Source organism: Antarctobacter jejuensis, from assembly GCF_052266595.1.
Lineage (GTDB): Bacteria > Pseudomonadota > Alphaproteobacteria > Rhodobacterales > Rhodobacteraceae > Antarctobacter > Antarctobacter jejuensis.
Genome location: NZ_JBQQXJ010000003.1, coordinates 77,374 through 100,504, shown reverse-complemented (window position 1 = coordinate 100,504; position 23,131 = coordinate 77,374). Strand labels below are relative to the sequence as shown.

The 23,131-nt window shown below is 65.6% G+C and carries 23 protein-coding genes; 18 read left to right on the top strand and 5 right to left on the bottom strand.

Annotation, left to right across the window (positions count from 1 at the left end; all coding sequences use genetic code 11):
• Nucleotides 1-14: 14 nt before the first annotated feature.
• On the top strand, nt 15-1,109 hold the full coding sequence (locus ACTXGA_RS05435) for an isocitrate/isopropylmalate dehydrogenase family protein (RefSeq protein ID WP_443392124.1): 1,095 nt from the start codon (nt 15-17) through the stop codon (nt 1,107-1,109).
• Between the two features lie 44 nt (nt 1,110-1,153).
• Here the strand turns inward: ACTXGA_RS05435 and ACTXGA_RS05430 are convergent, their stop codons facing one another.
• A complete protein-coding gene (locus ACTXGA_RS05430; protein WP_443392123.1) occupies nt 1,154-1,849 on the bottom strand; it encodes a response regulator in 696 nt (231 codons plus the stop codon).
• 188 nt (nt 1,850-2,037) lie between these two features.
• Here ACTXGA_RS05430 and ACTXGA_RS05425 point away from each other — a divergent pair, with 188 nt between their 5' ends.
• A complete protein-coding gene (locus ACTXGA_RS05425) occupies nt 2,038-2,733 on the top strand; it encodes a sensor histidine kinase (RefSeq protein WP_443392122.1) in 696 nt (231 codons plus the stop codon).
• A gap of 9 nt (nt 2,734-2,742) precedes the next feature.
• Here the strand turns inward: ACTXGA_RS05425 and ACTXGA_RS05420 are convergent, their stop codons facing one another.
• From ACTXGA_RS05420 to ACTXGA_RS05410, 3 genes are all read right to left on the bottom strand, one after another.
• A complete protein-coding gene (locus tag ACTXGA_RS05420; RefSeq protein WP_443392121.1) occupies nt 2,743-3,141 on the bottom strand; it encodes a response regulator in 399 nt (132 codons plus the stop codon).
• Nucleotides 3,138-5,753, bottom strand: a complete 2,616-nt coding sequence (locus tag ACTXGA_RS05415) for an ATP-binding protein (protein WP_443392120.1) — start codon at nt 5,751-5,753, stop codon at nt 3,138-3,140. Before ACTXGA_RS05415 ends, ACTXGA_RS05420 begins: the two co-directional genes overlap by 4 nt.
• Before the next feature lie 189 nt (nt 5,754-5,942).
• The gene (locus ACTXGA_RS05410) at nt 5,943-6,722 is read right to left on the bottom strand and encodes an IclR family transcriptional regulator (RefSeq protein ID WP_443392119.1); all 780 of its coding nucleotides are present in this window, start codon (nt 6,720-6,722) and stop codon (nt 5,943-5,945) included.
• An 82-nt stretch (nt 6,723-6,804) separates the two neighbouring features.
• Here ACTXGA_RS05410 and ACTXGA_RS05405 point away from each other — a divergent pair, with 82 nt between their 5' ends.
• The 16 genes from ACTXGA_RS05405 to ACTXGA_RS05330 all read left to right on the top strand — a co-directional run bounded on the left by ACTXGA_RS05405 (nt 6,805) and on the right by ACTXGA_RS05330 (nt 22,046).
• Complete coding sequence (locus ACTXGA_RS05405) at nt 6,805-7,749, top strand: cupin domain-containing protein (protein ID WP_443392118.1); 945 nt, start codon at nt 6,805-6,807, stop codon at nt 7,747-7,749.
• Nucleotides 7,750-8,446: 697 nt separating this feature from the next.
• Nucleotides 8,447-8,749: a recombinase-like helix-turn-helix domain-containing protein gene (locus ACTXGA_RS05400; RefSeq protein ID WP_443392117.1), complete on the top strand. Its 303-nt coding sequence runs from the start codon at nt 8,447-8,449 to the stop codon at nt 8,747-8,749.
• Complete coding sequence (locus ACTXGA_RS05395; protein WP_443392116.1) at nt 8,739-9,509, top strand: ABC transporter ATP-binding protein; 771 nt, start codon at nt 8,739-8,741, stop codon at nt 9,507-9,509. Before ACTXGA_RS05400 ends, ACTXGA_RS05395 begins: the two co-directional genes overlap by 11 nt.
• A gap of 25 nt (nt 9,510-9,534) precedes the next feature.
• A complete protein-coding gene (locus ACTXGA_RS05390) occupies nt 9,535-10,503 on the top strand; it encodes an ABC transporter substrate-binding protein (protein ID WP_443392115.1) in 969 nt (322 codons plus the stop codon).
• Nucleotides 10,500-11,336, top strand: coding sequence for an ABC transporter permease (locus ACTXGA_RS05385; protein ID WP_443392114.1), 837 nt, complete (start codon nt 10,500-10,502; stop codon nt 11,334-11,336). The genes ACTXGA_RS05390 and ACTXGA_RS05385 overlap by 4 nt, the downstream gene beginning before the upstream one ends.
• A 112-nt stretch (nt 11,337-11,448) precedes the next feature.
• Entirely contained in the window at nt 11,449-12,498 is a 1,050-nt protein-coding gene (locus ACTXGA_RS05380; RefSeq protein WP_443392113.1) for a Rieske 2Fe-2S domain-containing protein, read from the top strand.
• Complete coding sequence (locus ACTXGA_RS05375; RefSeq protein ID WP_443392112.1) at nt 12,495-13,235, top strand: SDR family oxidoreductase; 741 nt, start codon at nt 12,495-12,497, stop codon at nt 13,233-13,235. The genes ACTXGA_RS05380 and ACTXGA_RS05375 overlap by 4 nt, the downstream gene beginning before the upstream one ends.
• Nucleotides 13,232-14,044, top strand: a complete 813-nt coding sequence (locus ACTXGA_RS05370; RefSeq protein WP_443392111.1) for an alpha/beta fold hydrolase — start codon at nt 13,232-13,234, stop codon at nt 14,042-14,044. Before ACTXGA_RS05375 ends, ACTXGA_RS05370 begins: the two co-directional genes overlap by 4 nt.
• 20 nt (nt 14,045-14,064) lie before the next feature.
• Nucleotides 14,065-14,994, top strand: coding sequence for a VOC family protein (locus tag ACTXGA_RS05365; protein ID WP_443392110.1), 930 nt, complete (start codon nt 14,065-14,067; stop codon nt 14,992-14,994).
• Nucleotides 14,994-15,782 carry an SDR family oxidoreductase gene (locus ACTXGA_RS05360; protein ID WP_443392109.1) on the top strand — a complete coding sequence of 263 codons (789 nt, stop codon included), beginning with the start codon at nt 14,994-14,996 and terminating at the stop codon, nt 15,780-15,782. Before ACTXGA_RS05365 ends, ACTXGA_RS05360 begins: the two co-directional genes overlap by 1 nt.
• Before the next feature lie 11 nt (nt 15,783-15,793).
• On the top strand, nt 15,794-17,467 hold the full coding sequence (locus tag ACTXGA_RS05355) for a thiamine pyrophosphate-binding protein (RefSeq protein ID WP_443392108.1): 1,674 nt from the start codon (nt 15,794-15,796) through the stop codon (nt 17,465-17,467).
• A 3-nt stretch (nt 17,468-17,470) separates the two neighbouring features.
• Entirely contained in the window at nt 17,471-18,256 is a 786-nt protein-coding gene (locus ACTXGA_RS05350) for an aspartate dehydrogenase (protein ID WP_443392107.1), read from the top strand.
• Between the two features lie 7 nt (nt 18,257-18,263).
• On the top strand, nt 18,264-19,757 hold the full coding sequence (locus tag ACTXGA_RS05345; protein ID WP_443392106.1) for an aldehyde dehydrogenase: 1,494 nt from the start codon (nt 18,264-18,266) through the stop codon (nt 19,755-19,757).
• The gene (locus tag ACTXGA_RS05340) at nt 19,754-20,986 is read left to right on the top strand and encodes an FAD-dependent oxidoreductase (protein ID WP_443392105.1); all 1,233 of its coding nucleotides are present in this window, start codon (nt 19,754-19,756) and stop codon (nt 20,984-20,986) included. Before ACTXGA_RS05345 ends, ACTXGA_RS05340 begins: the two co-directional genes overlap by 4 nt.
• Nucleotides 20,983-21,450: a flavodoxin domain-containing protein gene (locus ACTXGA_RS05335; RefSeq protein WP_443392104.1), complete on the top strand. Its 468-nt coding sequence runs from the start codon at nt 20,983-20,985 to the stop codon at nt 21,448-21,450. The genes ACTXGA_RS05340 and ACTXGA_RS05335 overlap by 4 nt, the downstream gene beginning before the upstream one ends.
• Nucleotides 21,447-22,046 carry a pentapeptide repeat-containing protein gene (locus ACTXGA_RS05330; protein WP_443392103.1) on the top strand — a complete coding sequence of 200 codons (600 nt, stop codon included), beginning with the start codon at nt 21,447-21,449 and terminating at the stop codon, nt 22,044-22,046. The genes ACTXGA_RS05335 and ACTXGA_RS05330 overlap by 4 nt, the downstream gene beginning before the upstream one ends.
• Here ACTXGA_RS05330 and ACTXGA_RS05325 read toward each other — a convergent pair.
• Nucleotides 22,037-22,879, bottom strand: a complete 843-nt coding sequence (locus ACTXGA_RS05325) for an IclR family transcriptional regulator (RefSeq protein ID WP_443392102.1) — start codon at nt 22,877-22,879, stop codon at nt 22,037-22,039. The two genes, ACTXGA_RS05330 and ACTXGA_RS05325, sit on opposite strands and share 10 nt — an antisense overlap.
• Nucleotides 22,880-23,131 lie beyond the last annotated feature (252 nt).

Below are 23,131 nucleotides of genomic sequence, written 5' to 3'. Positions count from 1 at the left end.
CGGGGGAGACAAGCATGACAGAGGCCGCGCATATCGCCGTGATCAAGGGCGACGGGATCGGGATCGACGTGACAGAGGCCGCGCTGGCGGTGGTCGATGCGGCCTGCGCAAAGGTCGGTCTGCCCGCGCCACGCCAGAGCGCCATCGCCGCCGGGGCAGGCCACTTTGCCGAGACCGGGCTGGACATCGAACCGGGTGGCGAAGAACGCGCGGGCGCGGCGGATGCGATCTTTCTGGGGGCGATCGGGCTGCCCTCTGTCCGCCATGCGGATGGCACCGAAATCAGCCCGCACCTGCGCCTGCGCGACCGGTTCGGGCTGTATGCCGGGGTGCGCCCGGTCAAGGCCTATCCCAACGCGCCGCAACGGCTGTCCGATCCGCGCGCGGCGCAGATCGACATGGTGATCCTGCGCGAATCCACCGAGGGCCTCTTCTATTCCGCCGCCGTGCATGGCCGCAGCGAGATCATCGGCGACACGGAGGTGCGCGACACGCTGCGGATCACCCGCGGCACCACGGAAAAGCTGCATGATTTCGGGTTTCGCCTTGCTCGGCGGCGCAAGGAGCGGGGCCAGTCCGGGCGGCTGACCTGCGTCGACAAGGCCAATGTCTTTGCCTCGATGGCCTTTTTCCGCAAGATTTTCGACGAGGTGGCAGAACGTTATCCGGAGGTCGAAACCGGCTACAACTACGTCGATGCGCAGGCGCTGGACCTGATCCGGCGGCCCTGGGATTTTGACGTGATGGTGATGGAAAACATGTTCGGCGACATCCTGTCGGATCTGGCCGGGGGGCTGGTGGGCGGCATGGGCATGGCCGCCTGCGCCGAGATCGGCGATGAGACCGGGCTGTTCCAGCCCGCGCATGGCTCTGCCCCCGATATCATGGGACAGGACAAGGCCAATCCGCTGGCCGCGATCCTGTCAGGGGCCCTGATGCTGGATTACCTGGCCGAGAAAACGGGTGTGGCGGGCTATGCCGATGGCGCCGGAGTGATCGAAGACGCGGTTGCATCCGGGTTTGCCGCCAATGACCTGCGGCCGATGGAATTTGGCGGAGACATGGGGACGCGGGCGGTGACCGCTGCCGTTCTGGACCGGGTCGGCTGATCCACCGCCGCCCTCTCAGGCGTCGGCGGGGTTTGGGCGAGTTTTCAGCGGAATTTCAGCGGCTCATCCGAGTCGAACAGATATGAGACATTCCAGCCCTCGGAGTCGCCAAGGCCACGGGAGGCCAGCATATCGACAATTCTCTTGTCGATTGTATCGACAAATCTGCCGAATTCCATTTCCTCCCGGATGACCCTGGATATATCCTGCGAGATCTGCACCCGTTGCTGGGCCAGCAATTCGCCGATCCAGTGGCGCGACGCCTCTGCAAACATCTTGGCGGAGGAAATCATCAACTCGCGCATCTTGTCGACGCTGAGCGCATCCTTGTCGAGACAGTCGAGCGAGCCCTTCTTCATCGAGGCGACCGCAACGTCGGTGCGCATCTCGGACGAGATCATCACCACTGCCGCGCCAAAGTTCATCGGGTGGTTCTGCACGATGCGCTGCGCGTTCAAGCCGTTGCCGCGTGGTAGCAAGTAATCAATAAAGACAACGTCATAGGTCCGTTCATCCAGCACCTTCTCGAACTCGGCGATGTCGGCGGCAACCCAGCTGCGCACCGGCAGGCCGGTCTTGGCGCAGGCGCGCATGATCCGGTTCTGGTCGAACTTGTTGTCGTCGAGGATCAGGACGTCGAAACCGTTGCTGCGCTGAAAGGCGGTCGATGCCTCGTTATAACTCTCCTCGATCGACGGCAGGTCCTGCCGCGTCTTGTTCCCAGGAAACGTCTCTTTCATCTCAACCACTCTTTTCAATTCCGCATCCCAGGCAAAGGTAAAGTCTCATTTCCTAACGGACCATTTACGAAATACGGCAACTGCCAAAAACTTTGCGAAAATGGGAGGGTCACGCCTTTTGCCCGGGACGGGCAATAATGCTATCCACCGTACAAACAAAGACGAGCAGGATATCGGGGAAAACCGTGATGAGAGACGTTTCGCCGTCCGGGGGAGAGTTTGACTCCTACCTTTATGCGATCACCCATGACCTCAAGAGCTATTCGCGCGCCATGCGGGTCATTCCCGACTGGGTCGTCGAGGATCTTGCCGAATCCGAAACCGCCCTGCCCGGCGATGTCAGCGATCACCTGTCGATGCTGCAACACTACGCGCGCGGCATGGACCGGATGCTGGACGGGCTGACGGAATTGTCGCGGGTGGGCCGCCTGGCCGATGCGCCTTCGGCGCGGCCCCTGCGCGAGGCGCTGGAGCGGACCTGGGCCGAGGTGGCCGACAGGGAGGGGTTCAGTGCCGATTTCTCGGGCGTGGCGGACATGGTCAACGCCCCCGAAAACGATCTGCATCGCCTGCTCTTTGCCGTGCTGTCAAATGCGGTCCAGCACCATGATCATGACCGGGGTCAGGTGCGCGCCGTTTCGCGACGTGCCGGGGACCGGGTGATCCTTGAGATCAGCGACGATGGCCCCGGCATCGACCCGGCCTATCGCGCCAAGGTCTTCGAACCGCTGCATACGCTGTTTCCAAAGGACGAAACCGGGTTTTCCGGTCTGGGCCTGACGGTGGCCCGCAAGGTTGTGGTCACCCTCGGCGGGGAAATCGCCGTCACCGATACAGCCGGCGGGCGCGGCTGCACGATCCAATGTGATCTGCCCGCAGGCTAGGATGCCGCGTCACGCGGCGGCATCCCGCGACAGCATTTCGATCCGGTCGAGATGTTCGAGCAACAGCGGTTTCTGGAAATAGTCACGCACCACGTCGAACTGCGCCGCGCGCTTTCGGTCCTGATCCGAAATCGAGGTGGTCAGCATGATGACCGCCGCCTTGGCAAATCCCGGCCCAAACCGCGCTGTCGCCGCTTCGAGGAATTCGAAGCCGTTCATGCGCGGCATGTTGATGTCCAGCAGGATCACGTCGATGGCCGGGCAATCCGGTTTGGCCAGAAACTCCAGCGCATCCGTCGCCATCAGGAATTCCAGCAGGGTTGTGACCCGGCCCGAGCGCTTGATCAGGCGCGCGTATAGTTTCTGGTCGACGACATTGTCATCGATGATCATCAGGGTTCCGATCATTCTGTGTCCTTTCGCAGGTATACAGTGAAGGTGCTGCCACGGCCGGGGACGGAGTCCACGGTCACTTGTCCGCCGTGATTGATGGCGATGCGCTGGCAGATGGAGAGGCCGAGGCCGGAGCCGCCGTAATCCGTCACCGGATTCAGCCGCTGGAACAGCTGAAAAATGCGGGCGTGATGGGCCGGATCGATGCCGATGCCGTTGTCGCAGACCGCGACGGCAACCGCCCCCGCGGGCGCGTCCACCTGCGAAATGCTGACGGCAAGCCCGCGGTCCGGGCTGCGGAACTTGATCGCGTTGTCGATCAGGTTGCAGAACAGGATACGGATCTGGCCGGAAGAGCCGATGACCTCTGGCAAGGTGCCCAGCGTGACGGTGGCGCCGCAGGCGCGGATTCCCTCCGACAGTTCTTCGAGCGCCGCGCGCGCCTCTGCGCCGATGTCGACCGGCAAGGCGGCCTTTTGCGCGGCAATGGCATCGGTGTAGGCGCGCACATCCTCGATCAGGGTCTGCATGCCGTCCAGCGTCGTTTCAAGATCGGTAAGCAGCTCCTGCGTTTCGGGCATGTCCACCTCTGCCAGATCCTCGCGCAGGGCCGTGGCGATCATGCGGGCGGTGTTGGTCGGGGCCTTGAGGTCATGGGAGGTGGCGTAGGCAAAGGCGCGCAGGTCTTCGGTGGTGGCATTGGCGATGCGGATCTGGTCCCGCAGGTCATCGTTGAGCAACTGGATCTGGTGCAGGCGCGCCCGCTCTTCGGTAACATCGCGGCGCAACAACAGCGTTTCGCCGCCCTTCAACCGCTTGGTCGTGCGGATGAAGGTGGTGCCGCTGGCGGTGCGCACCTCGACCTCGCGGCCATCGGCCTGAACGTCCTTGATCTGATCGGCGATCCACTTTTCCGGATCGGCCCCGCCAAGGTCGGCCCGTCCCGCCGCGATCAGCCCCCGCAATGCATCGGCATAATACTTGCCCACGGACAGCAGGCCGCTGCGTGAGGCGCCGGTGCGCGCGGTTTCGCGGTTGATGTACTTGATCCGCCCGTCGCGCGACAGCAACAGCAGACCAAGCGGGATCTTGTCGATCAGGTCTTCGGCAATGTCGCGGCGGGCATCGCTGAGCCGGCGCATGTAATGCTGCCAGACGACATAGCCCATCGTCAGCACCGACATGGCCCCCAGCGCCCCCAGCATCCGCGCCAGTTGTTCCGAGGTCCAGGCGGTGGGCGGCCTGATCCGTGCGGTCCGAAGCTCATGATAGCGCGGAGAGGCGACATAGCCCGGGGTCGCCGCGTTCAGCACCTCTGTCACCGGCCGCAGGCCCGGTCGCAGGGCGACGGCCTGCTCGATCTCGAACAGCGGCGGCCCGGCCTCATCGATGCCGGAACCGATGCCCAGATCGCGCAGCATGTGGCGCAGCACGAGACGATCCGCCAACAGCGCGTCTATCCCGCCGTGCGACAGCGCCGAGACCATTTCCGGCATCGTGCCGAACAGCACCGTTTCCGCCCCGCCCAATTCGGAGACCAGGCCATGATCCAAAGCCAGAAGACCCACGCGTTTGCCCGCCAGGTCGACAGGCTCTGGCGGGCTGACCCGATCCGCGGTCCGCACAAAGACCGAGTAGGAGGCCGAGAGCAGCGGCAGCCCGAATTCAAGCGTGTCGGTCCGGGTGGCATTGATGGGGACAAGAGGCAGCAGGTCATACCGCCCTTCCCCCGGTCCCTTGCGCAGCTCCTCCAGCGTGATCGGCACAAACCGAACCTCCTGCCCGGCGCGCCCTGCAATGTCATTCAGCGCCTCAACGGCGAAGCCGGTGATGGTTCCGTCCTCCTGCACGATGACATAGGGCGGCTGATGATACGCGCCGGCGATCAGCGTCTTGGGCAAGACGGGCGGCGGCGTGATCCCCCATTTCTCGCGCAGGTCAGACAGGCGGCCGTCGGATTCCAGCGCGGCCACGGCCGCATCGATCTGGGTGCGCAGGTCCGGCCGCCCGCGATGCAGGGCGACAAGGCGCGGCAGATGGCGGAACGGCACATCCAGCAGCGCGGCACGATCCTCCAGCCCCCCGGCCCGAATGATTGCCCCCAAGGCATCCTCCGGGCCGACGAGGCCATCCACCTCAGCGCTCAGCACCGCCTCTATCGCGCGATTGACGGAACCGAAGGTGAAAAAGTCATTGCGCAGCAGCGGACCGGTCAATTCGGTTCCCCCCGCCCCGCGCACCCCGGCCAACCGCAGACCGCCTGACAGGGCGATGTCGCGGAACCGGTCATCGCCCTTGCGATGGAGCATGGTTATGGCGACGCGCCCGACGTTCTGGGTGTAATGGGATGATCCCCGCAGGGATGGCAGATCCGCCACCCCGGCCAGCATTTCGGACCGCCCCTGATCCTGCGCAACGAGCAATTCGGGAACCGTGTCATATTGCTCAAGCCGTAGGGTCAGATGCGCCTCCTGTGCCACCATCCGTGCCAGATCGATCATGAACCCGGTCAGGTGGCCGTCCGCATCCCGTTCCATCAGGCCGGGCACAGGGGTCCAGCCAACGACAAGCGAGGCCTGCTCTGCATGAGAGATCCGTGGCTGCACCATGAGTGCGATGAATGCCATCGCAGCCAGAGAGGCAACGCAGAGAATAGCCCTTATGGTCCGACGAAAGATCATCCTTCGGTATGGTGTCCAACCCACATCGCACCCCCTGTTCATCTTTAGGCGATGCAGGTTGCCCGACCATTAACAGGACAGATGGAAAGACCGGATTTCGGCGAAAGGGCGGTGACGGCCGCCCTGCGGAGACGGTCAGCCGTGGCCCAGCAGTCTGGAGATTTGCGCGGCGGAGGCCGTGACCGCCCGGATCACGCGGTCGTCGATCGCCTCGTCCGGGCCATAGGCGCGCGTGGCGTTGATCGCCGCGACGATCCCGCCCGACATGTCGCGCACCGGCGCCGCAACAGAGGCCATGCCGCGTTCGAAACTGCCGATCTGGACCACGGTCCCGCTGGCGCGGTCGCGGCGCCATTGGGCAGTCAGTTCCGTCAGGCTGCGCGGCGCGCCGCCCGGTGCCTGCGCATAGCTTTCGTCGCGGTAGAGCTTCACCAGCGAGGCCTCGTCGAGGTCCGTCAGCAGGACCCGGCCCATGGTGGTCATCGCCGCAGGCAGACGGCTGCCCACATGCACGATGCTGCCCAGCCCCATGCGGCTGGGCACCCGCAGAAGATATAGCACCATGCGCCCGTCCCGCGCGCCCAGATGGGTCGACCAATCGGTCTCATCGCGCAGTTTTTCCAGCTCCGGCAGGGCGATCTGAACCAGTTCCCGCGCCGCCATGTAACCATGCCCCAGCCGCAGAACGGCGGGGCCAAGGGTGTAGGTCTGCCGCCGCTCATCCTTGAGCAGGAAGCCCTGATGGGTCAGCGTGTAGACGGTGCGGAACGCCGCGGATCGGCTGAGGTCCAGCGTGCGGGCAATCTCGCTCAAGCTCATCTCTCGACGGTCGGGGGTAAAGGCATCCAGCACCGCCAGCCCGCGCATGAGGCCGGGCACCAGATAGCGATCTTCGTCGTTGGGCGTTTTGTCCATAAAACGCCTGATAGCCTGCAAAACGCCCCTTGCCTATACCCGTGATCAGCAAGACGCACAGGACCCGACCAAGGAGATGACCATGAACATGCGTGCAGACGCCTCGCCGCTGGCGGCGGAACTCAAGGCCATGACCGGCCGCTTTACCAACAAGGAATTTGACTGGAACGCCTTTCCGTCGAACGCCGGCTTCCCGGATCTGGCGCGGGCGCAGATGCGCTATATCGGCGCCGGCGGATCGCCCAAGGTGGGCGACACCTCGACCCTGAAGGCTGACAATTTCACCGTCTCGCTGATCTACAAGGAGCCGGGCAAATACGCCGCCTGCCACAGCCACGAGATCGAGGAAAGCTTTCTGATCATCGACGGCGCGCTGGTGGTCGGCTGGGAAAGGAACGGCGAGGTCTGCGAGGTCACGCTTGGCCCCAAGGACATGATCCTGAACGCGCGCGAAATCGGACATGGGTTCCGCGTCGACGGGGTGGAACCGGTGCTGATGTCGATCTCCGTCGACGTGGGCAAGCCGCTGCCGCCGGTTTATCACTATCACCCCAAGGAGCACGCTCCGGAATTGGCGCGCCGGTTCGGGGCCAAACCGGGTGAGACGATCAAATTCGATCCGGCGGGCAATCATCCGCTGCAGCAGTTGATGGCGCAATATGTCGTCCGCCATGCCGAGCAGCCGACCATCTGGGAAAACGCGGGGTTCACCCGCAAGGTCTATGTCAGTGAGGGCGGGTTGCCCCACGACACCTGCCGCAAGGAGATGTGGCAAGTGCCGTCGAAAGTGGGAATCAAACCCTTTTCGCGGGCCGTCGAGGATGCCTTCCTTGTGCTGGAGGGCAGCCTGACCGTCGGCTGGGAAGAGAATGGCGAAACCGTCGAGGTGGAGCTTGGCCCCCGCGATCTGGTCAAGACACCCGCCGGGCGGGCGCATTGGATCCGCAACAACTCCGCCGCGCCGGTCACCGTCTGGCATGTGATCGGCACCGCCGGTGACGATGGGGTTGTCTACGAAGCGGGGTGATCGCTTTTTAATTTGGACATGAGGACCCGGCGGACTGACCTTCGCCGGGTTCAGGCCGTTGCGAACAGGTCACCGTGATCACGCAAGGGTACATGCGCCTTCGGCGCATGGAAGGGCTTCAAGATTCACCCGTGAACAGGGCCGGGCCTGCTCATCGGACCCATCACTCGCCGATTGATGCCTGAGCCAGCCAGCGCCGGGAGGCAAGGGCAAGCCGCGCATCCGCGCGGGGCTGCGCCCCCTTGTCTCCCGCCCCTGCCCGTCTCTTTCCGGCATCAGCGAGAGATGGCTCCGGCGAACAGGCCCTAGGGGTTCAAGGGGCGCAAAGGCGAAGGCTTGGGCAACTCGTCGTTGGCCCCTGATCGGGGATCGGGTGATCCGGTTTTCAACTGCGCCGATTCGGCCCGGGCCGCGCGCCGGTTCGCATACCGCGTATTGCCGGTGCTTCCCCACGTAGCCCAGCACGGCCAGCCCCTCTCTGGCCCATGCAAATCCCAGACCTCTCGCAGCCTGAAAGCAGTTCTAATTTGAACATCTTGTTCAAATTTGGCGACGCCACATCGCTGGGCACCCCGCCAATTGGCGGGTTTTGTCCGGCAAAATTCCTTGACTCGCGTGGCTCTCCAATGTCAGGATCAATTGTGAACATAGTGTTCTATATTGAACACCTGCCAATCAGATCGACGGGAGACGGGTCATGGTCGCATTCAAGGATCGGCTGTCGCAGCGGGCGCAGGACACCAGCCGCCCGGTACTGGCGCATCAGTGCCGCGGTCGGGAACTGGAGCCGCGGGAAACCGCGCTGGCCGAGGCGCTGATGGAAATCTACGGCACCGGCACCCATGACTATGACAAGGTCGCCGCCGCCCTGGCCGCCAAGGGGATCGAGGCGCCACGGTCGGGCCGCACCGACTGGACCGCTGCCCTGCTGCACGAGGAACTGGCCGCCACCAACGCGCAACTGGACGCCGCCTATAAGGAGCACGGGTATGGCGCTTGAATTCCGGTCTGTCACCAAGGAATTCGCGACCAATTCCGGCGTCAACCTGACCGCCGTGCGCGATGTCAGCTTTCGCGTGAACGAGGGCGAATTCGTCTCTGTCGTCGGCCCGTCCGGCTGTGGCAAATCAACGATCCTGTCGATGACTGCCGGCCTTTATCAACCGACGCGGGGCGAGGTTCTGGTATCGGACGAACCGGTGACCGGCCCCAACAGCCATGTCGGTTTCATGTTGCAGAAAGACCTGCTGCTCCCGTGGCGGTCGATCATCACCAACATCGAATTCGGGCTGGAGGCGCGCGGCGTGCCCGCCGCCGACCGCCGCAAACGGGCGATGCAGGAACTGGCGCATTGTCATCTTTCGGGTTTCGAGAACCACTATCCCTACCAGCTGTCCGGCGGCATGCGGCAGCGCGCGGCGCTGGCGCGCACCCTGGCGATCGACCCGGAAATCATCCTGCTGGATGAGCCTTTTTCGGCGCTGGACGCGCAGACCAAGCTCTTGTTGCAGAACTCATTCGCCAAGACCATCGCCGAGGCGGGCAAGACCACCCTGCTGATCACCCATGATCTGGCCGAGGCGGTGCTGATGTCCGACCGGATCATCGTGCTGAGCGAACGTCCCGGCACCATCGTGGCGGAGATCACTGTGGATCTGCCGCACCGCGAGGAACCGCTGAAGCGCCGCGTCATGCCGGAGGTCAGCGACTATGCCGCGCAACTCTTCAAACATCTGAAACTGGAAGAAAAGGCCGCCTGAACCGGCCATCTCAGGGAGTTTACCAATGAAGCACGCAATCCTGTCCACCGTCGCCGCCCTCGCCCTTTCGGCCAATGCCGCATGGGCGCTGGACAAGGTGACATACCTGTTCCCGGCCCCGGATTTCCTGCCCGCCTTTGCGCCGTTCCAACTGGCCAAGGGCAAGGGCTATTTCGAAGAGGCGGGGCTGGAGGTCACGTTCCAGATCGGCAAGGGCGGCGCGGATGTGGCGACGCAGGTGGCGCTTGGCAATGCCGATCTGGGCGGCGGTATCGGCGACACGCCGATCATCGTGCGCGCCAACGGTCTGGAAATCCGCGGCGTGGCGCTGCTGGGCGGGCGCGGCCTGACGCAACTGGCCTGGCGCGAGGACAGCGGCATCACCGGCCCGGCGGATTTCAAGGGCAAGTCCATCGGCGTTCTGTCGTTTCAGGACACCACCTATTACAACCTCCTCGGCGTGCTGGCCTCTGTCGGGCTGACCAAGGATGATGTGGACATTCAGGCGGTTGGCCCGGGCGGCATCATCCAGCTCAGCATTTCCGGTGATCTGGACGGCATGTCCGGCGTGCCGGAGTGGATCGCCGCCATCGAGGGCGCGGGCGTCGCGATGGACCAGGTGCCGGTCGACACGATCTTTCCGGCCATGGCGCAGGCAATCATCGCCTCGGACAAGGCCATCGCCGACAAGCCCGAGATGATCGGGGGCTTTGTCAACGCCGTGCTGAAGGGCGTCCGCGACATCCAGGATGACCCGGCGCAGGCGGCGGCGGATTACACCGCCATCGTGCCGCAGCATTCCGGCAAGGAGGCTCAGATCGAGGCGATCATGCGCGCCTATGCGACGCTGATCTACCCCGAGGGCGAAAACCAGCCGCTGGGCACCTTTGACCCGGCGCGCATCGAAAAGGTTCAGGCCTTTTACCGTGACAGCGGGATCGTGCGCCGCCCCGTGCCCTTGGAGGATCTCTACACCAACGAGTTCATCAAATGACCGACACCACTCACGCCGGCGCCGGGGCAACAGCCCCGGCGCAACCCTCTGCGACGAAGGCCCTGACCATGCGCGCCGCCAATCCTCTCTTCGCCAGCCTGGCCCTGTTGGGCGCGGTGCTGATCGCGTGGGAGTTCCTGCCGCCCGCGCTGGACGTGCCGAAATTCATCATCCCCACCCTCAGCGACTGCATCGAGGAACTGGGCATCATGTGGCAGTATGACGACCTGCTCAGCCACTTCCTGTCGACCGCCTTCTACACCCTGCTGGGCTTTGTCATCGGCAGCGCGCTGGGGGCGGCACTTGGCTATATGCTGGGCCTGTCGGAATTCTGGGAAAAGGTGCTGTCGCCCTATATCCTTGCGCTGCAGATCGCGCCCAAGGTCGCCTTTGCCCCGCTTTTCATCATGTGGTTCGGCTATAACTCGATGCCGAAACTGCTGGTGACGGTGCTGATCGTCTTCTTTCCGGTGCTGGTCAACGTGCTGCAGGCCATGCGCACCGTGGACCGCGACCTTGTCAACCTTGCCCGCGCCTACAACCTCAGCCGCCTCGGGATCTTCTGGAAGGTCGAGATGCCCTCGACCCTGCCGAACCTGATGGCGGGCCTGCGCATCGCCTCGACCCTTGCCGTGATCGGCGTGACCGTGGGCGAGCTGGTGGGCGGCAATACCGGGCTGGGCTACCTGATTTCATTTGGCGGCGGACAGGCCAATGCGGCGATGGTGTTCAACGCGATCATCCTGCTGACCGTGATCGGCTTTGTCCTCTACACGGCCCTCGTCAAGATCGAAACCCGCGTGCTGCATTACCTGCCCCGCGCAGAGCACTGACCCGAACGACCTGACCGGCCGCCACCCGACCGCCACCCGACCGCTGCGCGTGACAGACGCGGCCGGCGCGGCCCCCGACTTTCCCACACGACACCCCTTAGGGAGACCCGACATGACCGTCATCGACAAGAAAGCCCTGATCGAAAAACGCGTGAACGAAGGCCTGCGCGGACAATGGTATCCGGTCGCCAAATCGGTCGAGATCAAGACCTCGCGCCCCTATGGCACCAAGCTGTTGGGCGACAAGATCGTGCTGTGGCGCGATGGCGCGGGCAAGATCAAATGCCTTGAGGATTTCTGCCCCCATCGCGGCGCGCCCCTGTCCTATGGAGAGGTGCATGACGGCAACGTCGCCTGCCGCTATCACGGCGTCGTCGTCGATGGCGAAGGGGTGGTGCAGCGCGTGCCCGCCATGCCGGAATGCGCACTCGAAGGCCGCAAGGCGCTGAAAAGCTACCCGGTGCAAGAGGCAGGCGATGCGGTCTTTGTCTACGTGCCGTCGATCACCCAGCCGGAACCGCCGGAACTGGCCCTGCCGAAAGAGCTGAACGATCCGGCATGGACCGGCTTTCTCTGCACCTCGGTCTGGGAATCGAACTATCGCTACGCGCTCGACAACCTCGCGGACCCGATGCACGGCTGCTACCTGCATGCCGAAAGCTTTACGCTGGCTTTCGGGTCCAAGCAGGACCTGATGAAACTGGACAAGACCGACGCAGGCTTTCGCATCGCTCGTGTCGGGCAGGTGGGTGAAAACTTTGACTGGACCGAGTTCGAGGTCCACCCCGGCGACATGTTCTGCTTCCTCGAAATCCCCTACCCGCCTGCCGCCGGTCCGGGGGGCGTGTTCCGCATCATCGGGTTCACCACGCCTGTGGACGAGCACACCTGCAAGGTCTTCTTCTGGCGGATGCGTCAGGTCGAAGGCACGGCGCGCGAAAGCTGGCGGTTCCTGTACCGGCACAAACTGGAGGAAAACCACTGGAACGTGCTGGAACAGGACCGCGTGATGCTGGAAGGCATGCCCGACGACGCCCGCAAACGCGAAATGCTGTACCAGCATGACCTTGGCGTCAGCCGCATCCGCCAGATCCTGACCCGCGCCGCCAAGACGCAGGTCGAGGCGGAGCTGAAGGCCGCCGAACAGGTGGCTGCGGAATGAGCCTGACCGGCCGACATATCCTGCTGACCGGCGCGGCGCGCGGACTGGGCGCGGAAATCGCCCGGGCGCTGTCCGACAAGGGGGCCTCACTCTTTCTTGCGGACATCGCCGAGGACGAAGGCCGCGCCACGGCCAAGGCCTGCGGCGCGACCTTCCTGCCCGTCGATCTGGGCGATCCTGCCTCCATCACCGCCTGCGCCGAGGCGGTCAGCCGCCAGACCGGCGGCACGCTGCATGGGCTTGTCAACAACGGCGCGATTGCCACCGGGATCGGCGGCATTGCCCATGATGAGATAGAGATCGACAGTTGGGATCTGGTCCAACGCGTGAACGTGCGCGGCACTTGGCTGATGACCCGCGCCTGCGGCCCGATGCTGAAGGCGTCGGGATCGGGCCGGATCGTCAACGTGGCCTCTGACACCGCGCTCTGGGGTGCGCCCCGGCTGTTGTCATATGTGGCCAGCAAGGGGGCGGTGATCTCCATGACCCGCTCGCTGGCGCGCGAGTTGGGGCCGGACCGGGTGGGCGTGACCGCCGTGGCCCCCGGCATCCTGACCACGGAAAGCACCGAATACGTGCCAGAGGCGCGGCACCGGCAATACGCCGAAGGCCGCGCCGTTCCCGGCCCGCAGGCCCCCGGCGAAATCACCGATGTCATCGCCTTTCTGCTTCAGGACGGGGCGCTGGCGCTCACCGGGCAGGTCTTGCCCGTCAACAACGGGTTTGTCTTCGCATGACCGGCTGGATCTCTCATACCTCCGGCGGGATCGACTATCTCGAACGCTCTGGGCCCGGCACGCCGCTGGTGCTGCTGCACGGGATTGGATCGAACGCGCAGTCGTTCACGCCGCTCCTTCCGCATCTGCCGCAGGATCTGCGGGTGATCGCCTGGCATGCGCCCGGCTACCTGGGCTCTGCGCCGCTTGCGCAGGACTGGCCGCAGGCGGCGGATTACGCGCTGGCGCTGGAGGCGTTCGTGGATCGGCTGGGCCTTGGCCCCTTTGCCCTGCTGGGGCATTCGCTGGGCGCGCTGATGGCCGCCAGCTTTGCCGCTGCCCGCTGCAACCGCGTGACCCGGCTGGTGCTGGCCGCCCCGGCGATTGGCCACGGCGTCCCTGCCGGCGGCACCCTCAGCGCCGCCGCCCAATCGCGTATCGACGATCTGGAAAAGATGGGCGCGCAGGCCTTTGCGCAGGCGCGTGCGCCCCGGCTGATCCACCAGCCGCAGGACAACCCGCAGGCCCTGGCGCTGGTGCAGGAGGGCATGGCCCGCGTCACCCTGCCCGGCTACGCACAGGCGGCGCGGATGCTGGCCTCTGGCAGGTTGCTGGACGATGCCGAACGCATGGCGGTGCCCACGGATGTGATCTGCGGCGCCGAGGATCAGGTGACCCCGCCTGATGGCGCGCGCCGCGTCTACGCCGCGCTGCGCCCGCAGGCGCGCGGCACGCTGACCCTGATCCCCGGGGCGGGACATGCCCTTTACCAACAGGACCCGGCGCGCTTTGCCCGCGCGCTGGAGGATGTCGCAGCACCCGTGGTGTGAGCGACCGACAGGAGGAAGAGATGACGGAAACGGTACGGACAGGTTCCCTGCGCGGCATCATGATGCGCGGCCCCGGCCTGACGGCCACCCTGCCCTTCTACGAGGACATGTGGGGACTGAAGCTGGCTTTTCAGGAGGACGGCACCGCGCTGCTGCGCGGCACCGGCGAAGAACCGTTCCTCTACGGGCTGAAGGACGGGCCGGTGTTCGGCATCGACCATGTGCATTTCGCCATGCCCGACCGCGCCACGATGGATGCGCTGCATGCGCAATGCCTTGCCCGCGGTGCGGCGGTGCTGGGCGCGCCTGCGGCTTTTGACGACTGGGCTGCGGGCTATGGGTTCGAGATCCTCGACCCCGACAACCGGCGCCTGCGCTTTCGGACAGAGGCCCGCGTGCTGGACGAGGAACCGGAATGGGCCAAGCCGCGCAAGGTCAGCCACGTAGTGCTGAACACCCCCGACATGGAAGGCGTGCAGCGGTTCTATGAGCATGTGCTGGGCTTTCGCGTCTCGGATTATTCCGCCGACCAGATGGTGTTCCTGCGCTGCAATACCGATCACCACTCCATCGCGCTGGTACGCGGCAACTATGCATCGGTGAACCACGTCGCCTTTGAAATGCCGACACTGGACGAATTCATGCGCGGCATCGGCCGGATGAAGCAAAAGGGCCACGTCCCCACATGGGGTCCCGGCCGCCACGGGCCGGGCAACAATCCCTTCGCCTATTTCGTCTCGCCCTCGGGCTTTGTGATCGAGTTCACCTCTGAACTGCAACAGATCGACGAGAGCACACATCAGGCAAAGGTCTGGTCGCGCAATGAACCCGAGGCGATGGACCGCTGGATGACCGCCGGTCCGCCCACCCCCGCCCAGCGGGCGGTGATGCAGGGGCGGCCCGATCCGGGCTTTCCCGAATTGCGCAATGACGCACAGGGAGCGGCGTGATGAAATACGACTATGACAAATGCGTCGCGGTGGTCACCGGCGGATCCTCGGGCATCGGCCTTGCCACGGTGCGGCTGCTGCTGGAATCCGGCGCGCGCGTCGCGCTCTGCGCCCGCAACGAAAGCCGCCTGCAGGACGTGGCCAGCGTGTTGGCCCGCGACTTTGGTGAGGACAACGTCATGGCCCGCGCCCTGTCGGTGCTGGACGCAGATGCGGTCAACGCCTTTGCGGCAGAGGTCGGGGACCGGTTTGGCCGGGTCGATCTGCTGGTCAACAACGCAGGCCAAGGGCGCATTTCCACCTTCGCCGACACCACGGATGACGATTGGAAAGCGGAATACGAGCTGAAGATCTTCAGCCAAGTACTGCCCACCCGCGCCTTTCTGCCCATGCTGAAAGAGGCCGGTGGCGCGGTGGTCGCGGTCAATTCCCTGCTCGCCTACCAGCCGGAACCGCACATGGTCTGCACCTCTTCTGCCCGCGCGGGCGTGCAGAACCTGCTGAAATCGCTCAGCGTCGAACTGGCCCCCGACGTCCGCGTCAATTCCGTCCTGCTGGGCCTGATCGGTTCGGGCCAATGGACCCGCCGCTTTGCCGAACGTGAGGACAAATCCGTCAGCCGCGCCGACTGGTACGGCGCGCTGGCGCAGAAAAAGGGCATCCCGCTGGGACGTCTGGGCGACGCCGAAGAGGCCGCCCATGCCATCGCTTTCCTAGGCTCCAGGGCAGCCAGTTACATCACGGGGGCGCAACTCGAAGTCTCCGGCGGCCTGTCGCGCCACATATGAGGACGAGGGACATGAAACACGAAGCCATCCAGACGACCGACACGGTCGGCGATTTCATAGCGCATTATCTGGCAGAGATTGGCGTCACCACCGTCTTTGGCGTGATCTCGATCCACAACATGCCGATCCTCGACGCCATCGCCCGGCAGGAGCGCATCCGCTTTGTCCCCGCACGGGGAGAGGCGGGCGCGATGAACATGGCCGATGCCTATGCCCGCGTCACCGGCCACCTTGGCGTCTGCTTTACCTCCACCGGCACGGCGGCGGGCAATGCGGCGGGCGCGCAGGCAGAGGCGCTGACCGCCGGCAGCCCGGTGCTGCACATCACCTCGCAGGTGGATCTGCAATATGCCGACCGTGACCGCGCCGCGATCCACGATGTGCCGCGTCAGCCCGAAATGCTGCGCGGGGTGTCCAAGGCCGTCTACCGGATGTGGGACGCCAATGGCGCGATCGGGTCGCTGACGGCGGCGGTCTCTGCCGCCATTTCCGCCCCCTCCGGGCCGGTCAGCCTTGAGATCCCGGTGGATGTGCAGCGCTCGCTGGCAGTCCCCTTTGGCCGGATCCACGCGCCACAACCGACCCGGCCCTGCGCACCCGACGCGGTCATCGACGACATTGCCGAGCTGCTCAAATCGGCCAAGCGCCCGCTGATCTGGCTGGGTGGCGGTGCGCGCGGCGCACAGGCCGAGGCGACGGAACTGATGCGCCGGGGCGTCGGCATCGTGACCTCGACCAATGGGCGCGGCGTGGTTTCCGAAGAAGAATCCGGCAGCCTTGGCGCCTTCAACATGGGACCGGATGCGGTCGACCTATACAACAGCGCCGACCTGATGCTGGTCGTGGGCTCGCGCCTGCGCGGCAACGAGACCCGCAACAACAAGATGCCCCTGCCCCGCCCACTGATCCAGATCGACGCCGAGGCCTCGCAGGGCGGGCGCAACTACCCTGTTGACCTGTTTGCCCATGGCGACGCGCAGGACACCCTGCGCCGCCTGCTGGACCGCCTGCCGGAAAAGCTGGACACCGATCCGAACCTTGCCTTCGACATCGCCCGCCTGCGCGCCACGGCAGAGGGACGCCTGCGTGAGGTTCTGGGCCCCTACAGCGTGGTGGCCGACGCCATATCCGAGGCCGTCTCACAGGGCGGTAACGCTTGGGTGCGGGATGTGACCATCTCCAACTCGACCTTCGGCAACCGCTATGTGCGGCTGTCCGATCCCCGCCAAGGCGTGCATGCACTGGGCGGCGGCATCGGTCAGGGCGTGGCGATGGGCGTCGGGGCCGCGCTGGCCACCAAGGGGCCAAAGGCGATCACCCTGATCGGCGACGGCGGCACCATGCTGGGGCTGGCCGAGATGATCACGGCGGTCGATGAAAAAGCCCCGCTGGTCTACGTGCTGATGAACGATCAGGCCTATGGCGTGATCCGCAACATTCAGGACGCGCAATACGGCAGCCGCAGGCATTATTCCGAAATCGCGGTGCCGGAATTCGGGACCTTCTGCGCCTCCATCGGGATGCCGCACACTCGTGTGGCGGATGTCGAGGGTTTCGGCGCGGTGCTGGCAGAGGCCCTGCACGCCGACGGCCCGCAACTGATCGAGGTCGACATGTGCGCCATCGGCCCCTTTGCCGAGGCTTTCGCCGGTCCGCCTGCGGGCGCGGCAGGCAAGACGGAGTAGGACATGCAGCTTGGGCTGATCGGATATGGCAGCATTGCCAGCACCTTGGCGGGGCTTCTGGGGGATGATGTTTCCCTGACCGCGCTCGCCCGGCCCGGGCGCGGCGCGGCAGCGTCACAGGCGCTGCCCGGTGCGACGGTGGTCGAGGATGTTGAGGCGCTGATCGCCGCCGAACCCGACATGGTGGTCGAATGTGCCGGACAGGCGGCAGTGCGCGACAGCGTGCCCGCCCTGCTGCGCGCCGGGATCGACGTGGTCGTGGTCTCCATCGGCGCGCTGGCGGATGACACCCTGCACGCAGACCTGAAACATGCCGCCACAGAGGGCGGCGCACGGGTGATCCTGCCCGCCGGGGCGGTCGGCGGCATTGACCTGTTGTCCGCGCTCTCAGCCTCAGGTGAGGCCCATGTGCGCTATACGGGAACCAAGCCGCCCGCCGCATGGAAAGGCACCCCCGCCGAGGACAAGCTGGCCCTCGACACGTTGGCCGAGGCCACCGTCTTTTTCAAAGGCACGGCGCGTGAGGCGGCGCTTGGCTATCCCAAGAACGCCAATGTGGCGGCAACGCTGGCGCTGGCCGGGGGCGGGTTCGACCGGATGCAGGTGTCGCTGGTCGCCGACCCCGCCGCGCCGGGCAATCTGCACGCCTATGCCGTGGAAACCCCGGCGGCGCGCTATGAAATCCGGATCGAGAACAAGCCATCGACCGGCAATGTCAAAACCAGCGCGGCAACGATCTATTCCGTGCTGCGCGAGATCCGCAACCGTATTGGACCGATGGTGATCTGAGATGGACATGACGACGGAACTCCTGCCTTCGGGCGAGTTGTACCTTGGCGGCGCATGGCAACGCGGACGCGGGGCAGAGATCACGTCGGTCTTTCCGGCGGATGGCTCGCTGAACCGGGTGGTCGCGGGTGCCTCTGCCGAGGACGGCGAAGAGGCCATCGCCCGCGCCAAGGCCGCACAGCCCGCATGGGGCGCGTTGAAGGCCTTCGAACGGGCGCGCGTGCTGACCCGCATCGCTGACGGGATAGAGGCCAACGCCCGGCGCATCAGCGAGATCCAGTCGCGCGACACCGGCAAGACCCTGCGCGAAACCGGCGCGCTAGCGGCCTCTGCCGCCGGTACCTTTCGCTATTTCGCCGCCGTGGCTGAAACCATGGACGATGACCTGACCGCCCAGCGCGGCACCGCGTTGACCCTCTCGGTGCATGAGCCCATGGGCGTCGTCGCGGCGATCACGCCCTGGAACTCTCCCATCGCCTCTGACGCGCAGAAACTGGCCCCCGCGCTGGCGGCAGGCAATGCCGTGGTGCTGAAACCGGCCTCATGGTCGCCGCTGACGGCGCTGGAACTGGCGCGGATCGTGGATGAGGCGGGCCTGCCCAGGGGCCTGCTGTCGGTCCTGCCGGGATCGGGACGCGAGATCGGCAACCTGCTGGTCGAACACCCCGACATCGCCAAGGTCAGCTTTACCGGCGGCACCGCCACGGGGCGCGCCCTGGCCGAAAAGGCGGGGCGCAAGCTGATGCCCGTCAGCCTCGAATTGGGCGGCAAATCCCCCACCATCGTCTTTGACGACGCGGATATGGAGGTGGCGCTCTCCGGTATCCTCTTCGGCATCTTCTCCTCTTCGGGGCAAAGCTGCATCGCGGGTTCCCGCCTCTTCGTGCAGCGCCGCATCTACGACCAATTCGTCGACCGGCTGGTTCAGGCGACCAAGGTGCTGCGCGTCGGCCATCCGTTTCAGGACGCCACACAGGTCGCCCCGCTGATCCACATGGACCACCGGGCCGAGGTCGAAACCCATGTGGCCCGCGCCCTACAGGAAGGCGCGGAGCTGCTCTGCGGCGGAACCCGTCCCGAAGGCCCCCACTATGACGCGGGCAGCTATTACCTGCCCACCGTCCTTGCCGGGCTGCCCAACACCGCGCGCCTCTGCCGCGAAGAGGTGTTTGGCCCGGTGCTGGCCGTGCTGCCCTTCGATGATGAGGACGAGGTCATCGCCCTGTCCAACGACAACGACTACGGCCTTGCCTGCGGCATCTGGACCCGCGATTTCCCTCGCGCCTGGCGGCTGGGTCGCGCGATCCGGGCGGGCACCGTCTGGATCAACACCTACAAGCAGTTCTCCATCTCCACCCCCTTTGGCGGCGACGGGGCCAGCGGATTGGGCCGCGAAAAAGGCCGTCAGGGCCTGCACGCCTACATGCGCCAGAAAGCCATCTACACCGACCTCAGCGGCGCGCCGCACCCCTGGGCCGCAGACGTGGTGAGGGCATCATGAGCGGGCAGATCGCCATCGTCGGCGCGGGCCCTTCGGGCTGTTTTCTGGCCCAGGCGCTGCTGAAGGCGCAGCCGGGTCTGACCGTCGACCTGATCGACGCGCTGCCCGTGCCGTACGGCCTTGTGCGCTATGGCGTGGCCGCCGACCATCAGGGCACCAAGGGCGTCACGCGCCAGTTCGCCCGCCTTTTCGAACGGCAGGGCGCGCGGTTCTTCGGCAATGTCGCCGTGGGGCAGACCGTGACGCTGGACGCGCTGCGAAACGCCTTTGACGCCGTGGTCCTGGCCGCCGGGCTGTCGCAGGACCGCCGCCTTGGCATTCCGGGCGACAACCTGCCCGGTGTCCATGGCGCGGGCGCGCTGACCCGCGCGCTGTACGAGCATCCCGATGCCGAGGCCCTGCCCGCCCTCGGCCCCCATCCGCTGATCGTCGGCAACGGCAACGTGGCCATCGACCTGCTGCGCCTGCTGGCAAAATCGCCGGCAGAGCTGGACGGATCGGACCTTGGCCCCGGCCCCACCGACTGGCTGGCAAACAGCGGCATCCAAGAGATCACCATCACCGGCCGTTCCCCTGCCGCGCAGGCCAAGTTCGACACCGTCATGATCAAGGAACTGTCGAAACTGGCAGGCGTGTCGATCCGCGTGATCGGCGCAGGCACCAGCGACGATGCCGAAGAGGCCCGCAAGCTCGACGCGCTCACGGCACTCGACGGGCACGGCACAGGCCCGCGCCGGATCACCTTTCGCTTCGGCCTGCCCCCCGCCGCCATCGACGGCACCGACCGCGCCACCTCCGTCCGTTTCCTTGCCGACACGGGCGATGAAACGATCCCCTGCACCTCTGTACTGACCGCCATCGGGTTCAGCGCCGCTGGCCCCCTGCCCCGCGACACGCTGATCGACGGGGCCGACGACCCGGAGGCAGGCACACTCGCCCCCGGCCTCTATGCCACCGGCTGGTTCCGGCGCGGGCCGCGCGGCACCATCCCGGAGAACCGCGCCGACGCGATGGCCCTGGCCCAGCGCCTGATCGCGGACCTGAAACCCGCCCTTGGCAAACCCGGCGCAACCCTGTTTGACGCGCTGCCGGATGTCACCACCTACGAAGGCTGGCAGCGCATCGACGCCGCCGAAACCGCATCCCCCGCCCCCGGCCGCTGCCGGGCCAAGATTGCCACCCGCAAGGGCATGCTGCGCCTTGCCCGTGATGAGGAGACCACCGCATGAAGATCACCGTTCTCTATGGCACCGAAACCGGCAACGCCGAAATGCTGGCAGAGGATATCGCCGCAGAGCTGGAGGCCGAGCATGAGACAGAGGTGCTCAACCTCAGTGATTTCGATCCGGCGGACTTCGACCGTGGGCAGTTCTACCTGATGGTCTGTTCCACCTACGGCGACGGCGAATTGCCCGCCTCGGCGCAGCCCTTTGCCGAAAAGCTGGACGCGCAGAAACCGGACCTGACCGGCATCCATTTCGGCATCTTCGGCATGGGTGACAGCGAATACGAAGAGACCTTCAATTTTGGCCCCAAGACGCTGGCCGAACTCTTGATCGCGCGGGGCGCGGCGCAGGTGGGCGACCGCATCGCGCATGACGCCTCTGGCCCCGACATGGCCGAGGACCTCGCCCTGCCCTGGGCGGCAGAGGTCATCGGTGAGGCCGGTGAGGCCATCGGACAAGCGGCGTGACCCCCGCCGCCGAGATCCGCGCCCGGCTTTGCCAGCCGTGGCAACACGGGCATCACGCCGATTTTCGCGGCATCACCTGCGACGGGATGCTGGACCTGACCGGGCTCGCGCTCGATGGTGTGGACTTCAGCGGGGCACGGTTCCCCGATGGCATCGACGCGAGTGGCGCGCGCTTTGACGGGCTGGCGTGGTTCAAGGACGTGCGCTTTGGCCCGGCCCGCTTCGCCGGCGCGGCCTTCATGAACGACGCCCTGTTCGAAGGCGCGGTGTTCGACGACAGCGCCGGGTTTTCCGGGGCTGAATTCCGGGGCATCGGGCGGTTTGACGGCGTGCGGTTCGCCCAAGGAGCGGATCTCTCCGGCATCACCTGCTACGGCAATTTCTCCCTGCAGGACGTGCAGGCCGATGGCGCGGTGTCTCTGGCCGGGGCGGAATGGCTGGGCGGTTTGTGGTGTGATGGTGCTCACCTGCCCGCCGACGCGGACACCAGCGCGACGCAGGTGCACGGGCGGCTCTGGCTGCGGCGGGCGACCCGGGGCAACGCCCCGCTGAAACCTTCGGATTTCGAACTGTCCTTCGGCTACGCCTACATCTGATCCGCAGCCCAGCCGCGATAACCCATCGCCTCTGAAATCTCTTGCGCGGCGGCGGTCAGGGCCGCCGCGATGGGGGCTGCCTGCGGGCTGTCGTCGGCAAAGACGCTGGCCGGGCCGGTGACATTGATCGCCGCCACAGCCTCGCCGCGATGGTCATAGACCGGTGCCGCGGCAGAGCCGATCTCGGGTTCGAAATTCGCCACGGACCATGACATGCGCCGGGCGCGGTCCTCGGCCAGTTGGTCCAGCAGATCCTCCAGCGTGGTGCGCGTCTTGGCGGTAAAGGCCTCCAGCGCGCGCCCGCCATACATCGCCTTCAATTCCTCACGGCCCAATTCAGCCAGCAGGATCCGCCCGATCGTGGTGGCATGGGCGGGCAGCCGCGTGCCTTCGCGCACGGTGCTGGCCAGATGCGACACCGGCGTTTCGCGCGCCAGGTAGACGATTTCCTTGCCCTCGCGCACGCCCAGATGCGCCGAGAGGTTCAACTGCTCCACCAGCTTGCGCAGCACAGGCCGCGCCGCCGGAACGATGCCACGTTCGGCCAGCGCTTCGGACGCCAATGAAATCAGGCCGGTGCCCAACCGATAGCCGCCCTCGTCCGGCAGCGACTCGATGATGCGCTCTGCCTCCAGCGTGGCAAGAATACGGATCAGGGTGGTGCGGTTGATGCCGATGGCCTTGGCCGCCGCGCTGGTGTTGCGGCAGCGATTGCCCGCCGCGATGTGGCGCAGCACGGCCAGCGCGCGCACCACGGGCTGAACGGTATATTCGGGGCCCTTGGCGGCGGGTTTGGAATCGACGGTCATCACATTCTGAACAGGATCATTCATATATGAACACCCTAACCGGCGGCCTGCCCTGACGCAACGCGGCATCGCCTTATCGGGATGGATTGTCGCCCCTCGCGAAACGCATTGGGGCCTGACCGTCGACATTAACGGCCCCGAAACCAGGATTCGCCATGTTAGGCTGACGCACGCGATAGTTGTTCACCAGTTGGTACAGCGCCGGCTTCCGGCCTGTTTTTACGAAAATTTTATTTCCGGCCAAGAAAGTCGCCCGGAGGCGGACCCGGAGGAACC